The 14,492-nt window shown below is 62.5% G+C and carries 16 protein-coding genes; 5 read left to right on the forward strand and 11 right to left on the reverse strand.

The window, feature by feature from the left end:
- Nucleotides 1-51: 51 nt before the first annotated feature.
- Nucleotides 52-942 carry an AraC family transcriptional regulator gene (locus tag K5E37_RS03535; RefSeq protein WP_007950856.1) on the reverse strand — a complete coding sequence of 297 codons (891 nt, stop codon included), beginning with the start codon at nucleotides 940-942 and terminating at the stop codon, nucleotides 52-54.
- 191 nt (nucleotides 943-1,133) lie between these two features.
- On the opposite strand from K5E37_RS03535, the gene K5E37_RS03540 reads away from it, so the two are divergent.
- The gene (locus tag K5E37_RS03540; protein ID WP_011335405.1) at nucleotides 1,134-2,186 is read left to right on the forward strand and encodes an NAD(P)-dependent alcohol dehydrogenase; all 1,053 of its coding nucleotides are present in this window, start codon (nucleotides 1,134-1,136) and stop codon (nucleotides 2,184-2,186) included.
- Between the two features lie 4 nt (nucleotides 2,187-2,190).
- On the opposite strand, the gene K5E37_RS03545 is transcribed toward K5E37_RS03540, so the two are convergent.
- The 6 genes from K5E37_RS03545 to K5E37_RS03570 form a co-directional block, all read right to left on the reverse strand.
- Nucleotides 2,191-2,994: an IclR family transcriptional regulator gene (locus tag K5E37_RS03545; RefSeq protein WP_007950852.1), complete on the reverse strand. Its 804-nt coding sequence runs from the start codon at nucleotides 2,992-2,994 to the stop codon at nucleotides 2,191-2,193.
- A gap of 60 nt (nucleotides 2,995-3,054) precedes the next feature.
- Complete coding sequence (locus K5E37_RS03550; protein ID WP_085607282.1) at nucleotides 3,055-4,365, reverse strand: MFS transporter; 1,311 nt, start codon at nucleotides 4,363-4,365, stop codon at nucleotides 3,055-3,057.
- A 190-nt stretch (nucleotides 4,366-4,555) separates the two neighbouring features.
- Entirely contained in the window at nucleotides 4,556-5,704 is a 1,149-nt protein-coding gene (gene dgoD / locus K5E37_RS03555) for a galactonate dehydratase (protein WP_085607284.1), read from the reverse strand.
- Between the two features lie 48 nt (nucleotides 5,705-5,752).
- Nucleotides 5,753-6,373, reverse strand: a complete 621-nt coding sequence (locus K5E37_RS03560) for a 2-dehydro-3-deoxy-6-phosphogalactonate aldolase (RefSeq protein WP_085607286.1) — start codon at nucleotides 6,371-6,373, stop codon at nucleotides 5,753-5,755.
- Nucleotides 6,374-6,392: 19 nt separating this feature from the next.
- Nucleotides 6,393-7,382: a 2-dehydro-3-deoxygalactonokinase gene (locus tag K5E37_RS03565; protein ID WP_085607288.1), complete on the reverse strand. Its 990-nt coding sequence runs from the start codon at nucleotides 7,380-7,382 to the stop codon at nucleotides 6,393-6,395.
- Nucleotides 7,383-7,575: 193 nt separating this feature from the next.
- Nucleotides 7,576-8,058 (reverse strand): GNAT family N-acetyltransferase, encoded by a 483-nt coding sequence (locus tag K5E37_RS03570; RefSeq protein ID WP_007950842.1) that lies wholly within the window; start codon nucleotides 8,056-8,058, stop codon nucleotides 7,576-7,578.
- Between the two features lie 111 nt (nucleotides 8,059-8,169).
- Here K5E37_RS03570 and K5E37_RS03575 point away from each other — a divergent pair, with 111 nt between their 5' ends.
- The 4 genes from K5E37_RS03575 (at nucleotide 8,170) to K5E37_RS03590 (ending at nucleotide 10,041) form a co-directional block, all read left to right on the forward strand.
- The gene (locus K5E37_RS03575) at nucleotides 8,170-8,838 is read left to right on the forward strand and encodes an HD domain-containing protein (RefSeq protein ID WP_221533150.1); all 669 of its coding nucleotides are present in this window, start codon (nucleotides 8,170-8,172) and stop codon (nucleotides 8,836-8,838) included.
- An 82-nt stretch (nucleotides 8,839-8,920) separates the two neighbouring features.
- Entirely contained in the window at nucleotides 8,921-9,265 is a 345-nt protein-coding gene (locus tag K5E37_RS03580; RefSeq protein WP_039770633.1) for a hypothetical protein, read from the forward strand.
- Between the two features lie 52 nt (nucleotides 9,266-9,317).
- Complete coding sequence (locus K5E37_RS03585) at nucleotides 9,318-9,572, forward strand: hypothetical protein (RefSeq protein ID WP_011335416.1); 255 nt, start codon at nucleotides 9,318-9,320, stop codon at nucleotides 9,570-9,572.
- Between the two features lie 88 nt (nucleotides 9,573-9,660).
- A complete protein-coding gene (locus K5E37_RS03590) occupies nucleotides 9,661-10,041 on the forward strand; it encodes a Rho termination factor N-terminal domain-containing protein (protein ID WP_085607302.1) in 381 nt (126 codons plus the stop codon).
- A gap of 130 nt (nucleotides 10,042-10,171) precedes the next feature.
- On the opposite strand, the gene K5E37_RS03595 is transcribed toward K5E37_RS03590, so the two are convergent.
- The 4 genes from K5E37_RS03595 to K5E37_RS03610 form a co-directional block, all read right to left on the reverse strand.
- Nucleotides 10,172-11,101 carry a PfkB family carbohydrate kinase gene (locus K5E37_RS03595; protein WP_221533151.1) on the reverse strand — a complete coding sequence of 310 codons (930 nt, stop codon included), beginning with the start codon at nucleotides 11,099-11,101 and terminating at the stop codon, nucleotides 10,172-10,174.
- The gene (locus K5E37_RS03600; RefSeq protein ID WP_221533152.1) at nucleotides 11,094-12,560 is read right to left on the reverse strand and encodes a cytosine permease; all 1,467 of its coding nucleotides are present in this window, start codon (nucleotides 12,558-12,560) and stop codon (nucleotides 11,094-11,096) included. Before K5E37_RS03600 ends, K5E37_RS03595 begins: the two co-directional genes overlap by 8 nt.
- Before the next feature lie 215 nt (nucleotides 12,561-12,775).
- A complete protein-coding gene (locus K5E37_RS03605; RefSeq protein WP_007950831.1) occupies nucleotides 12,776-13,774 on the reverse strand; it encodes an ADP-ribosylglycohydrolase family protein in 999 nt (332 codons plus the stop codon).
- Entirely contained in the window at nucleotides 13,771-14,484 is a 714-nt protein-coding gene (locus tag K5E37_RS03610) for a GntR family transcriptional regulator (protein WP_085607311.1), read from the reverse strand. Before K5E37_RS03610 ends, K5E37_RS03605 begins: the two co-directional genes overlap by 4 nt.
- Between the last annotated feature and the right edge of the window lie 8 nt (nucleotides 14,485-14,492).

The raw sequence follows: 14,492 nt of genomic DNA on the forward strand, positions 1-14,492 counted from the left end.
ATCAAGGCTCCCGAAACGGGGGCCTTTTTGTTGCCCGCGATTTGCTGAAGATCAAGCCGCTCGCTCATCCCCAGGGCTGCGCTCGAAATAGCGTTTGTACTCGCGACTGAACTGCGACGTGCTCTGATACCCCACCCGATGCGCCACCTGCGCCACTCCCAGTCCTTCGGCGATCAACAACGTCTGCGCCTTCAATAAACGTAAACGCTTCAGATACTGCACCGGCGACAGCAACGTGCTGCGTTTGAAATGCTCATGAAAGGTCGAAACGCTCATGTTCGCGCAACTGGCCAGCGTCTCGACGTTCAACGGTTCGGTGTAGTGCGAGTGCAAATGGCTGATCGAAGCCGCCACCCGGGCAAACTGACCCTGCTGCTCCACCAATGCCCGCAGCACATCGGCCTGGGGACCGCGCAAGGCTACGAACAACAACTCCCGCACCCGCGCCGGCCCGAGAATCTGGCACTCCAGCGGATCGTGCAGACAGCGCAGCAAGCGTTCGACGCAACCGCGCATGTCATCGTCGAGCACCACCGAAGTCATCGACTCCGGTGTCTGCGCCGGAATATGCCGCCCCGGCGCCAGCCCCATGGCCAGCACCAGTTCACCGAGCAGCACCCGGTCGATCGCCACCGACACGCCGAGCAACGGCGCGTCCGGCAACGCGTAGGTCTCGCACTCGAACGGCACCGGCAACGCCTGAATCAGGTAATGCCCGGCGCCGTACTCCATGGTGCGCGGCCCCAGATACGCCAGTTTGCTGCCTTGGGCGATGATCATCAGGCTCGGTTCATAAATGTGCGGACCACGGGCGACATCGCAACTGGCGCGCAACACCTGCACGCCCGGCAGCCCGGTCTGGCTGTAACCATCGCGCAGCGCCAGCGGTTCGATCAGCGAAACCAGGGTGGCGTTGGCATCAAGGTGACGGGTCAATTGCATCGGGTAGCTCTTCAGAAAAAATCACGAAAAAAGGGATGAAAGCATCATCGCAGATCCTTTTGCCAATGCGACCGATCAACCCCGCATGCCGGAGGATTAGGCATGACACCCGGAGGAATCGCCATGGCCGGACGACCGGACGGCGCCCAGAATGCGCCGCCTCACTTGTCACTGCTTTTGCGAGGTTTCACATGTACACCGCCATCGGCTATGCCGCTCAAACGGCCACCACGCCCCTCGCCCCGATGAAGTTCGAACGCCGCAGCCCACGGGCCGACGACGTCGCCATCGAAATTCTGTACTGCGGCGTCTGCCACTCCGACATCCACCAGGCGCGCAACGAATGGGGCATCGCCGTTTACCCGTTGATGCCCGGCCACGAGATCGTCGGAAAAGTCACCGCCGTCGGTGCGAATGTCACCAAGCACAAGGTCGGCGATCTGGTCGGCGTCGGCTGCATGGTCGACTCCTGCCGCACCTGCGAAGCCTGCCAGTCGAACCTCGAGCAATACTGCCTCGAAGGCCCGACCATGACCTACGCCACTCCGGACCGGGTCGATGGCAGCAACACCATGGGCGGTTATTCGGACAGCATCGTGGTCAGCGAGCACTTCGTGGTGCGCATTCCAGAGAAGCTGGATCTGGCGGCTGCCGCACCGATTCTCTGCGCTGGCATCACCACTTACTCGCCGCTCAAGCACTACGGCGTGAAGGCCGGCGACAAGGTCGGGATTCTGGGCATGGGCGGCCTCGGCCACATGGGCATCAAGTTCGCCAAGGCCATGGGCGCTGAAGTGACGTTGTTCACCCGCTCGGCGAGCAAGGCCGAGGAAGGTCGTCGTCAGGGCGCCGATCATGTGATCGTGTCCACCGACGAAGAGCAGATGAAAGCTGCAGCCGGTCGTTTCGACTTCCTGCTGGACACCATTCCGGTGCAGCACGATCTCAACCCGTACCTCGACACCCTGCGCTTCGACGGCGTGCACATTCTGGTGGGCCTGATCGAACCGATCGATCCGCCGGTTCACGCCGCGAAACTGGTGCTGGGTCGTCGCGTATTGGCCGGTTCGTTGATCGGTGGCGTCGCTGAAACCCAGGAAGTGCTGGATTTCTGCGCCGAGCACAACATCAGCTGCGACATCGAAATGCTCGACATCCGCCAGATCAACGAAGCCTACGCCCGCATGATCGCCGGCGACGTGAAGTATCGTTTCGTCATCGACATGGCGACTCTGAAGCTCTGATTCCTCAGACCTTCAAGCCTAGCTCCGCCGAGAGCCGGGCTGTGACCCCTTTGATCAGGGGAATCAGCTCGGCCATTTTTTCCAGCGGCATGTACGGCACGGTGCTGGCGATGCTGATCGCCGCGACGATGCGCTTGCTCGCGTCGCGGATCGGCGCCGCCACGCAACGGATCGACGGCTCGTTGTCTTCCAGATCGAACGCGTAGCCGCCGGCCACGTATTCGGTCATCCGCTGCTCCAGCTGCTCCCACGACTGCTGGGGATGCTGCGGCCAGAACTGACTTTTCCCACCCGCCGGCAGACTGATGTCGTACAGACGCTGCCAGTCCTGCGGCGCGTCATCCAGCATCAAGGCCTTGCCGATCCCGGTCCGCGCCAACGGCATGCGATGGCCGACCCGCGAGCGCATTTCCGGGCCGTTGCGTCCCGGATTCTTCAGCAAATAAAGCACCTCGTCGCCTTCGCGAATCCCCAAGTGAACGGTGTCGCCGGTCAGCGCCGACAACTCGTCCAGATACGGACCGGCCAGGGTCACCAGCGGCAACTCTTCGCGCGCCTGGAAACCCAGTTCGATCAGCTTCGGCCCCAGCAGATAACCGACTTGCGGCACGACGCGCAGGTAGCGCTCGTCCACCAGACAACTGGCCAGACGATGAGTGGTACTGCGCGTGGTACCGATCAGGCGGGCAATCTCTTTGAGATCGCGGGCGCCACTGGCGACGGCCTGCACCACACCCAACCCGCGAAGCAGGGTCTGGGTGCCGGTCGGCGCGGCGTCCTTGGCGGTTTTTGGGGCGTCTTCCTGCATATCCAGCCTTTAGCGTTGAGCGAGGGAACGGGCGGCATTATGGTCGCCCGGCATGGCCGACTACAACTCGATGCGCTCGACCTTGCCCACCAGCAGCACGTAGGACAAAGCACCAATCAATGCCAGAACCGCGATGTAGGTGATCGCCGGTGCGAACGAATCGCCGCTGGCCAGGAAGCCGATGACAATCGGCGTGGCAATCGCCGACAGGTTGCCGATGAAGTTGAACACCCCGCCGGTCAAGCCCAGTAACCGCGCCGGCGCCAGTGTCGAGACCAGAGACCAGGTGATCGACGCCAGCCCATTGCCGAAAAACGCCAGCGCCAAAAAGGCAATCACCAACGGCGTCGATTCGACGAAGTTGGCGCCGATGATCGAGGTGGAAATCAGCAGCCCGCCAATGATCGGCAGCTTGCGTGCAAACCCGACGGTGCAGCCGCGACGGATCAGGAAGTCGGAGAAGAACCCGGAGCACAGCACGCCGATGAACGCGGCGAGAAACGGCAGCGACGCCAGCAGGCCGGACTTGATGAAGTCCATTCCGCGATACTTCACCAGGTAGGTCGGGAACCAGGTCAGGAAAAACCACAGCGTCGAATTCAGGCAGAACTGGCCGAGGTAGATCCCCCACAACTTGCGTTTGCTCAGGACGATGCCGAGATCGGTCCAGCTGAATTTTGCCCTCACCTTGGCGGTTTCGGCGGCGATATCCACCAGCCCGCCGCCCTCGCGGATCAGATCGATTTCGCCTTGGTTGGCGCCTTTGAAATCACGCGGTTCGCGATACACCGCGTACCAGATCGCCGCCCAGACAATGCCCACCGCGCCGGTCGCGACAAACACCATGTGCCAGCCAAACTCATGTTGCAGCCACGCCAGCACCGGGGTCAGAAACGCCAGCCCGACAAACTGCCCGGAGGTATAGAAGCCGATGGCCGTGGCCCGCTCACGCTCGGGAAACCAGGTCGTCACCACGCGGCTGTTGATCGGATACGCCGGTGCTTCCAGCGCACCGACCGCCATGCGCAGCACGAACAGGGCGATGAAACTGGCGGCGAAACCGAGCATCACCGTGGCCAGCGACCACAACAGCAGCGCAACGCTGTACAGGATGCGCGGTGGCACCCGATCCACCAGCCAGCCGCCGGGGATCTGCATGGCGGCGTAGGTCCAGCCGAAGGCGGAAAAGATCAGCCCGACGTGCACCGGGTCGATGCCCAGATCCGTCGTCAGTGCCGGGGCGGCAATCGACAGGTTGCTGCGGTCGAGGTAGTTGATGACCACGGTGATGAACAGCAACACCATGATGAAAAATCGCTTGCGGCTGGGCGTGACTAACGTCGCTTGCCCGGTGAGGGTTTGCGGTTGCATGGGGAGCGCCTCTTCTTATGTTTATTGAGGTCGGGGGTTGTTGGCGAGATCGTTCCCACGCTCCGCGTGGGAATGCAGCCCGGGACGCTCTGCGTCCCAAGAGCGGACGCAGAACGTCCATTGAGGCATTCCCACGCGGGCGGTTCGACGCCTCGACGTGGGAACGATCTCTTAGAAGGAAATCAGCGACTCACCACTCGGCAAAACTGCCATCGGCATGACGCCAGATCGGGTTGCGCCAGCGGTGGCCGACCGCCGCGCGTTCGATCACGTATTCCTCGTTGATCTCGATGCCCAGGCCCGGGCCGTTCGGGATTTTCACGAAGCCTTTGTCGTAGTCGAACACCCGCGGATCCTTCACATAATCGAGCAGGTCATTGCTCTCGTTGTAATGGATGCCCAGGCTCTGCTCCTGGATAAACGCGTTGTAACAAGCGGCGTCCAGTTGCAGACACGCGGCCAGCGCAATCGGCCCCAGCGGGCAGTGCAGTGCCAGCGCCACGTCGTAGGCTTCAGCCATGTTGGCGATCTTGCGGGTCTCGGTGATGCCGCCGGCGTGGGAGGCATCCGGCTGGATGATGTCGACGTAACCTTCGCTCAACACCCGTTTAAAGTCCCACCGCGAAAACAGCCGCTCGCCGAGGGCAATCGGGGTGCTGGTCAGCGGTGCCAGTTCTTTCAGCGCTTCGTAGTTTTCGCTGAGCACCGGCTCTTCGATGAACATCAGTTTGTACGGGTCGAGTTCCTTCATCAGCACCTTGGCCATGGGTTTGTGCACCCGGCCATGGAAGTCGACGCCGATGCCGACGTTCGGCCCGACCGCATCACGTACGGCGGCAACGTTGGCAAGCGCCAGATCGACTTTTTCGAAGGTATCGAGAAATTGCAGCTCTTCGGTGCCGTTCATTTTCACCGCTGTGAAACCACGGCCCACCGCCTCTTTCGCAGCTCGCGCGGTGTCCGCCGGACGGTCGCCGCCGATCCACGAATACACTCGGATCTTGTCCCGCACCTGGCCGCCGAGCAGGTCGCTGACCGACACGCCCAGCGCCTTGCCCTTGATGTCCCACAGCGCCTGATCGATGCCGGCCAGTGCGCTCATGTGGATTGCGCCGCCGCGGTAGAAGCCGCCGCGATACAGCACAGTCCAGATGTCTTCGATATTGCGTGGGTCTTTGCCGATCAGGTAGTCGGACAATTCCTCAACCGCTGCGGCAACCGTGTGGGCCCGACCCTCGACCACGGGCTCGCCCCAACCGGTCACGCCCTCGTCGGTTTCGACTTTCAGGAAGCACCAGCGCGGCGGGACGATGAAGGTGGTGAGTTTGATGATTTTCATCTGCTTGTCTCTCTTGTTAGATGCAGCGCACGCAGCGCCGGAAAAGTCTTAGCGAAGGGCTTTCCAGGCCGCCACGTAGGCCTTGGCATTGACCGCCACTTGCTCAGTCGTCAGGCCCGGTTTGAACAGCCCGGACCCGAGGCCGAAGCCTTTGACGCCGGCGTCGATGAACGCCTGCATGTTGTCCGGCGTGATGCCGCCGACCGGCGCCAGAATCGTCCCGACCGGCAACACCGCCAGCCAGGCTTTCACCACCGCCGGGCCCATCTGTTCGGCCGGGAACAGCTTGAGAATGTCCGCGCCCTCCTCCAGTGCCGCGAAGGCTTCGGTCGGTGTGGCGACGCCCGGCGACAGGTACAGCCCCGCCGCTTTCGCTGCCCGCAACACCTTGGCATCGCTATGAGGCATGACGATCACCTGGCCGCCGGCCTCCTTTACCAATTCCACTTGTTCCGGGGTCAGCACCGTGCCGGCACCAATCAGGCAATCGGCGGGCAAAGTCTTACGCAGGATGCGAATACTTTCGTACGGTGCAGGGGAATTGAGCGGTACTTCAATGACGCGAAATCCGGCCGCATACAGGACTTCTCCGACAGCGGCCGCTTCCTGCGGATGCAGGCCGCGTAGGATCGCGATCAGACCGTTTTGCGCCAGTGCTTGCTTGAGCATGTCAGGCCTCCAGTCAGGGTTAACGGGATGAGGAATCGATCAGTCCGGCGGCGAGCGCCAGTTGCCACAGACCACGTTCGGTGGCTTGCTCGGCCAGGGTCACCCGGGCGAAACCGCAGGCGTCGAGGGCACGGCTGTAACGGGCGCACAACTGCGCGTTGCCGATGAGGATGATCGAAGGAAGATGTGTGCTGTTGCGCCGACGTCGTTGCACGGCGGCCAGCGCCGTCAGTTCATGGCCGATCAGCAGGCCGGACAGATAGTCCGGTTGCGCGGTGGCGCCGAGTTCACCGGTCAGGCCCAGGCTGCGGGCGCTGAACAGGGTCGACAGCACGCCGATTTCGCCTTCTGCCGACAACGCCACCTGCACGCCGCGATCAAACGCCTCGGCATCGAACGTCGCGCTGTGCTGTTGGGTACGGCCGAGAATGCTGTGTTCGCTGAGTACGGCGAACACTTCGCCGGTCATGAAGGTGTCGAAACGGGTGATGCAGCCGTCGGCCACTTCCACCCATTTCGAATGACTGCCCGGCAGGCCGATCAGCAGATCATTGCCCGCCTCGACCGGCAGATTCTGCAGGACGCCGAGTACCTGGGTTTCTTCGCCGCGCATCACGTTCGGCAGCGTCGAGCGCTGAATCACACCCGGCACGATGTGCACATCAACACCGCGAAGACTGCGAACGGTTTGCAGGGATTTTCCGAGATCGGCCACGTTGGCCGGCGTATCGCGGTAGGACGCTTCGCGCCAGCCCTGGGCGCTGCCGACCATGCCGCAGGCAATCACCGGCAAGTCGGGCTGCGCGTCGAGCCAGTCGCCACAGGCCTCGTCGAACGCCAGTTCAAAACCGTCGGAGCATTCACGACCGTTGATGACCCGCGGCGTCTTCGGCAACTGCATGATCCCGAACGACAGCGACCGCTGCGCCAGCACCTGCCCGCCCGCCGCGAGTTTGTAAGCACGTAGTGAGGTCGTCCCCCAATCGAGCGCGATCAATTGCGCCAGCATCGCTTCACCTGTTTTGTTATTGGCAGTGAGTGAGCTGGACTATAGACCCGGGCACAACAAAATCTCAATATATAAATATCATTCCCACATTATGGGGCGCTGGCAAAAAAATATCGCAGGCAGAAACAGTGCCTTCAGAGAAATTCAACTTCCCTGCAGGAGCCGTCTCGGGCTGCGATATTCCTGGCGCGGCTCAGTTGCCCTCGGCAAACTCGCGCAACACCTTGCCATCCATGCGGTAACGCACCCACTCTTCCTGCGGCTGGGCACCAAGGGATTTGTAGAACTCGATGGCTGGAGTGTTCCAGTCCAGCACGCTCCATTCGAAGCGGCCACAGTCGTTGGCGCAGGCGATTTTCGCGAGGTGACGCAGCAGGGTTTTGCCAGCGCCGCCGCCTCGTTGTTCGGGGGTGATGTAGAGGTCTTCGAGGTACAGGCAGTTGCTGCCCAGCCAGGTCGAATAGCTGAAGAAGAACACCGCAAAACCGATCGGTACGCCGTCGCGCAGGCAGATCAGACCGTGGGCGGTGGCGCCTTCGCTGAACAGGCTGCGCTCGATGTCGGCAACGCTGGCGATGACTTCGTGACGGGCCTTTTCGAAGTCTGCCAATTCGGTGATGAACGCGAGGATTTGCGGTGCATCGCTGGGGGTCGCCGGGCGGATTTCGATCGTCATGGACGGGCCTTGTCGGAAAAAGGAAAACGCCATACTAAGGCGGCGCGCGGCGCTCGTCACATGGCAATCCACGGATTAGGCTAGCGCGGCCGATGACTCGCAAGGACTCCCATGAACAATCTCGTTTTTTCACATCTCACGGAGCTCGCCGCCGAACTGCTGCCCCACGCGCTGGAACCGTCGGAAGACGGCGCTCATGATCTGTCGCATCTGCAACGGGTCTGGCACAACGCGCGCACCTTGCAGGCCGAGGAAGGTGGCGACCTTGAAGTGCTGCTCGCTGCAGTGTTGCTGCACGATTGTGTGGCCGTGGAAAAGAACTCGCCGCTGCGTTCACAGGCATCACGCCTGGCAGCGGAAAAAGCCTCGAAGGTGCTGGCGAACATGCATTGGCCCGAAGCCAAAATCGACGCCGTTACCCACGCCATCGAGGCCCACAGCTTTTCCGCAAACATCGCCCCGCTCACCCTCGAAGCGCGACTGGTGCAGGACGCCGACCGTCTCGACTCCCTCGGCATGCTCGGCGTCGCCCGCACCTTTTACACCGCCGGACGCATGGGCAGCGCGCTGTACGACCCGCAAGATCCCGAGGCCCGGGAAAGGGACTACGACGACAAGCGATTCTGCCTCGACCATTTCCAGACCAAACTGCTGCACCTCGCCGACGGTTTCCAGACCGTTGCCGGTCAACGTCTGGCACAGCTCCGTCATCGACGCTTGAAAGGTTTCATGGAGCAATTCAAGGAAGAGATCGGCCTCGAAAGCGCTCAGCCCTTCTGAACCGTTCGTCGATCATCAGGCACCAATCTTTCACGAGGGCAGACCAAAAGGAGGTAAGGATTTCAATCACTGGAGACACCCTATGATCTCGTCAAGGTTGACTGCACTCGTATTCGCTACCCTCCTCAGCCCGGCGGTATTCGCCGCCTCGACCACCGCTGCCGGTACCGGGCCGACCGATCCGGTTACCCAGCCAAGAGCCCCCGCCATCAACAGTGCCCCCGGTATGAATACCGACGGTTCGGGTGTACCGCTGATCAATCAGCCACCCGCGACGGGAACCGATCCTCGCACCCAGGGCAGCGATCCCGGTCGCCAAGGCGGCATGAACACCCCCGACGCTCCGGCCGCCCCCGACAACGCCGGCCCCGGCGTCGGCTCGAAAACCACCACGGGTGGTTCGGGCTCTGAAGGCGCAGGACAGTGATCCGTGCTTCATCCACGCAACGTGTCTTATCCACTTCCTTGAAGAGGTAACCATGAACGTCGATAAAAACCTGGAAAAAGAAGTCCTCACCCGCCTGTTGCATGCCCACCCAAGCGGCCTCGGCAAAGAGGTGCTGGACAATTATCGCGGCGAGAAAGTCGTGGCCAGTGCCCTCGCCGCCCTGCAGGAGCGTGGACTGATTCACCACGGACACATCACTTGCAATGAAGCCGGAGAGCATTCGCTGAATCTGCCGATCAAGCTCAGCGCTGCAGGGGTGGAAGCGGCGCGCAAGCTCGATACCTGACGCTTGCGGTCACTGGCGCAGGCAGTGTTCGAATGCATTGCCTGCGCCGGTTCATACCGAGATTCATCCAACCACCAGGAGACTCGCCATGCCTCGTGGAAGCAAAGCCAAATACACTGAAGAACAGAAGCGCAAAGCCGAACACATCGAAGACAGCTATCAAAACAAAGGGATGTCCAAGGACGAAGCCGAGGCCCGCGCCTGGGCGACAGTGAACAAACAGTCCGGCGGCGGCGAGAAGGCCGGAGGTTCCGGGCGTCGGAAACCGGCCAATGCCAAGGCCGAGGATCGCAAGGAATCAGCGCGGCGCGCGGCGGTGAGTCGTGAGGGACATTCGCGCGATAGCAAGGCTTCACGCGAAGTGCAGACGGTCGACAGTCTGCGTAAGGAGGCCCGGGAGCGGAAGATTCCCGGGCGTTCGTCGATGCGTAAAGATGAGTTGATTGCGGCGTTGCGCAGAGCCGGCTAGGTCCAGACTGGACGTAACGCCTGAAGGCCTTATCGCTGGCAAGCCAGCTCCCACAGAAATCAAAGTGCTCGCAAAAACTGCGCCCCCTACTGAAACCTGTGGGAGCTGGCTTGCCAGCGATTGCGATCGTTCAGTCAGTGCATTTTTTGCTGATCAGCACATCAACCTCCGCAGTGCCAGGAGCGGTCGCCGGGCCCCAGCGAGTGACCGCTAACGCAGCCGCAGCGTTGGCGCGCCGGGCGGCTTCGTGAGCGGCCAGTCCTTGTGCCAGCCCGGCGACGAATACGCCTGCATGCGCGTCGCCCGCGCCGTTGCTGTCCACCGCCTGCACCTTGAAACCCGGCACATGCTGGCGTTCGCCGCGCTGATGAATCCAGCAACCCTGCGGGCCATCGCGTACCACCATCAAAACTTCCTGTGGCAGATGCACGGCCAATCGGTCCAGCGCGGTTTCAATGTCAGCCGCGCCCGTGAAACGCAGCGCCTCGACGCGGTTGCTGGTCCACACATCAATGCGCGGCAGTAACGCCTGCATCATCGGTGAGTCCGGCGATTCCACCAGCGGACCTGGATCGAACACCACGTTGATCGTCTTCGGCAGCGCCAGCGTCCAGTCCAGCAACGCCTGGGCCTTGCCGCTGTGCAGCAGGCTGTAACCGCTGACGTAGACGTAGTCCCCCGTCTCGGCGGCGACGCTGTTCAGCTCCGCTGCCGTCACCTCACCTTCCGCGCCGATGTAGGAGATGAAACTGCGCTCGGCCGACGCATCGGTCAGCGCCACGCAGATGCCGGTGTCACGTTCTGCAGGTTGTTCGATGCCGATGCGGATGCCTTCGGCGTTCATCGCCTGCCGCGCCAGATCGCCGAATCGGCCGCTACCGTGGCGACCGAGATAGACCACCGGCAAGCCATTACGCGCGGCGGCAGCCATCACATTGAAGCCGCCGCCGGCTTCGAAACTGGCGGACTGCGCCAGCACGTCGCCGCCGATTTGCGGCAGCGCATCCACGGCCATGACCAGGTCGATGATGACCTGGCCGGTGTGCAACATCTTAGGCATGAGCATTCTCGGATTGCGCGGCGCGGCGATCTCTCGCCCCGCCGAGTACGAAGTAAATGCCGCCGGCGACCACGAACGTCACGATCCAGCCGAGGCCGTTGTGGCCCAGCCACGAATCGGACAGGAAGCCCTTGAACCAGACGTTCTCGGCGGTGGTGCCGATGGTGGTGAAACTGAAGCCCAGCACGATCGCGATTGCCCATGCGCCGAACGCGCGCCATTCGATGCCGCCGCTGTACCAGTAGGCGCTGCTCGGGCTGACGTCGAGCAGGTCTTTCGGGCTGTAGTAGTGACGGTGAATCAGGTCGACCACGAAGATCCCGACCCACGCGGTGATCGGCACTGCCAGCAGGGAAATGAAGGTGATGAACGGGCCGTAGAAGCTGTCGGCGATCAGCATGAAGTAGATCGAACCGGCGAATATCGCAACGATGTCGACCACTACCGCGTACACGCGCTTGACCTTCAGGCCGAGGGTCAGCGTGGTCAGGCCGGCGGAGTACACCGACAGGTTGTTCGACAACAGCAGGCCGCCGAATGCGGTGATCAGGTACGGCACGGCCATCCAGGTCGGCAGCATGTCGCGGATCGCCACGATCGGGTCAGTCGCCGACGCCAGGTCGTTGTTGCCCACCGACAGCAGGCCGCCGAGGGTGATCAACAGCACCAGCGGAATCCCCGCGCCGAACGCCGCCGAAGCGACCAGGCGCACGGCTTTGACGCTGCGATGCTGATAGCGCGACATGTCGGCGCCAGCATTTGCCCAGCCGATCCCGGTGCCGGCGGCCATGGTGCCGATGCCGATGATCATCGCGCTGATCGGCGCTGGTGTGGCGTTGAACACCGCGCTCCAGTCGATGGTCGCGCAGAGGAAGCCGCCGACCAGAATGTTCAGCGCGCCGAACACGTAGGTCGCCCACTTCTGGATCACCAGCAACGTGGCGTGGCCGAGGCCGGACACCGACAGGGTCAGCAGCACGAAAATCGCGATGAAGATCAGGGTCAGCACCGGCGCGCTTTTGGCTTCCACCGGCGAGCCGAACAGGATCGAGCACAACGACAGCAGCACGAATGCGGCCGTGGTGGTGTTGACGGTTTCCCAGCCCAGGCGCGACATCAGCGAGACCAGCGTCGGGCCGATATTGCCGCGCACACCGAAGATCGCCCGCGACAGGGTCAGGCTCGGCGCACGACCGCGACGGCCGGCAATCGAGATGATCCCCACCACCGCGAACGAACCGGCAGCGCCGAGAATCGCGACAATGATCGCCTGCCAGATCGCCAGGCCGCGAAAGGCAACCAGCGTGGCGCCCAGCGGCAGGCCGAGGATGGAAATGTTGGCAGCGAACCAGACCCAGAACAGTTGCAGCGGATGGCCGTTGCACTCGCCTTCCGGCACCGGCTCGATGCCCCGGGTTTCCAGTTGCCCGGCGCTTTGCCCGGCGTTCGATGAACTCATGAAAAATGCTCCTGTTTGCCTTTATTGTGGTTGTGGCAATGACGCAGAACGACGAGACATCCCGCCCTTCCTGGGCCTGTCTGCGCGATCCATTGCGGGTGAATATTCAGGGTTTGTGGTGCGCCTTTCGCGAGCAAGCTCGCTCCCACATTTTAATTTGTGGTGTTCACACAGCCCCTGTGGGAGCGAGCTTGCTCGCGAAGGCGTCAGTCCAATCAGCGCAAGGCCAAAAGCCCTGTCACCAACGGTTCCAGCTCCAGACCATTGACGGCCTTCACCGTCTCGATCATCGGCGCCGGCCAGCTCTGCAGACCCAGGCAGGCCCCGAGCATGGCGCCGAGAATCGCGGCGATGGTGTCGGTGTCGCCACCCAGGCTCGCGGCCATGCACAGCGCATCAAATGGCGTCATTTCACCGACCGCGACTTGCTGCGCGAGGGCGAACGACACCACCACCGATTCCTGCGACGCCACCGAGGTGCCGATCACGTCGTACAGCAGATCCGCGAGCAACACCGGGTCGCTCTCGACACTGATGCTGCGCGCCCAACTGATCCGCGAGGCGATGCGCCCGCCGGCCACCCAGTGGCCGTGCGATTCAGCTTGCTGGGCGATCTGCTGGCCGAGGTTCAGCGCCTCGCCCAGATCCAGACCGTTGATGCCGGCCGAAACCACCGCCGCCACCGCCGCCGCGCTGGAAATCCCCAGCGTGGTGTTGTGAGTGACCTGACAGGCCTGCACCACCGCCGCGATAAAGCGTTCGGGGTCGGCGACATCCGCCGCGATGCCCACCGGGGTGATGCGCATCGCTGCGCCGTTGGTGGTGCCATAACGCCCGGCCTCTTCCGGCGAATGGCCGGCGAGGATCATTTCGATCGCACGTTTGGTCGACGGGCCGAGCAAATCCTGCGAGCCCTTGGCCTGCATCTCGGCTTCCCATTCGATCAGCCGTTGCGCGAGCACCGCCGGTTCGATCCGGCCCTTGCCTTCAACCAGCAACTCGCCGACCAGAATCGCCTGTTCGGTGTCGTCGGTGATCGAGCCTTTGGGCATGTTCGCGGCAATCGGCTGCAAGGGGCCGGCGTCCTGCAGGTCGGTGATCTGGCCGAAGCGCTGCTTGATGGTTTCGCGGTTCAGGGATTGGGTCGGCATGCCCAGCGCGTCGCCGAGGGCCAGGCCGTAAAACGCGCCCAAGGCACGGTCGAGGGCGGTCATTTCGATTCTCCAAATTGCAGGTGCAGGCGGAAATGCACCGGGTCGAGCAGGCTTTCGACCTGTTCCATGAAACGGTTCTGCCGGTCGTAGGTGGTGCGCAATGCCTTGAGGAACACCGTGCCTTCTGGGCGGCCGAGCAGTTCGGCGTCCACGGCGTTGAGCGGTTCGGCACCGATCCACTGATCGCCGCGCTCGCCGATGTAACCGTAGGCGGCCAGGGTGATGGTCAGGGAGTTATCGATCAGGCCCACTCGCGGCAGGCTTTCCAGGCCTCCGCTGGCGGGCATCAGAGAGCGTTCAAGGGACACCGCCGTGCCGTCGTTGGAACGGCGGCGACGTTCGAGAAGAATGAATTGATCGGAGCCGAAACGCGCAAGCAGATCCGCACGTGTCACGGCCTCCAGACGCAGCACGTCGGTATTGATCATCGCCCCGCTGTCGGCCAGGGCCTGGGCCCAGCCGCTGCGCTGGTCGAGCACCACCCCGTCAAACGTGACGATGGAGCCGACCCCGCTTTGCGTGGCGATGTAATTGCGCCGCTTCAGTTCGGCCAGCGCTTCGCGCAACGTGCCACGGCTGACGTTGAATTCCTGAGCCAACTGATGCTCGCCGGGCAACAGAAAGCCGTCCTCCATGAGACCGCTTTCGATGCGTCGGACGAGCTCGTCGACCACCCGTTGTTTCTTGTCAAATCGTACCTGTCTAATCATGTACAAAG

The sequence above is a fragment of the Pseudomonas sp. RIT778 genome (assembly GCF_019718735.1).
In the GTDB taxonomy this organism is placed as follows: Bacteria; Pseudomonadota; Gammaproteobacteria; order Pseudomonadales; family Pseudomonadaceae; genus Aquipseudomonas; species Aquipseudomonas aphyarum.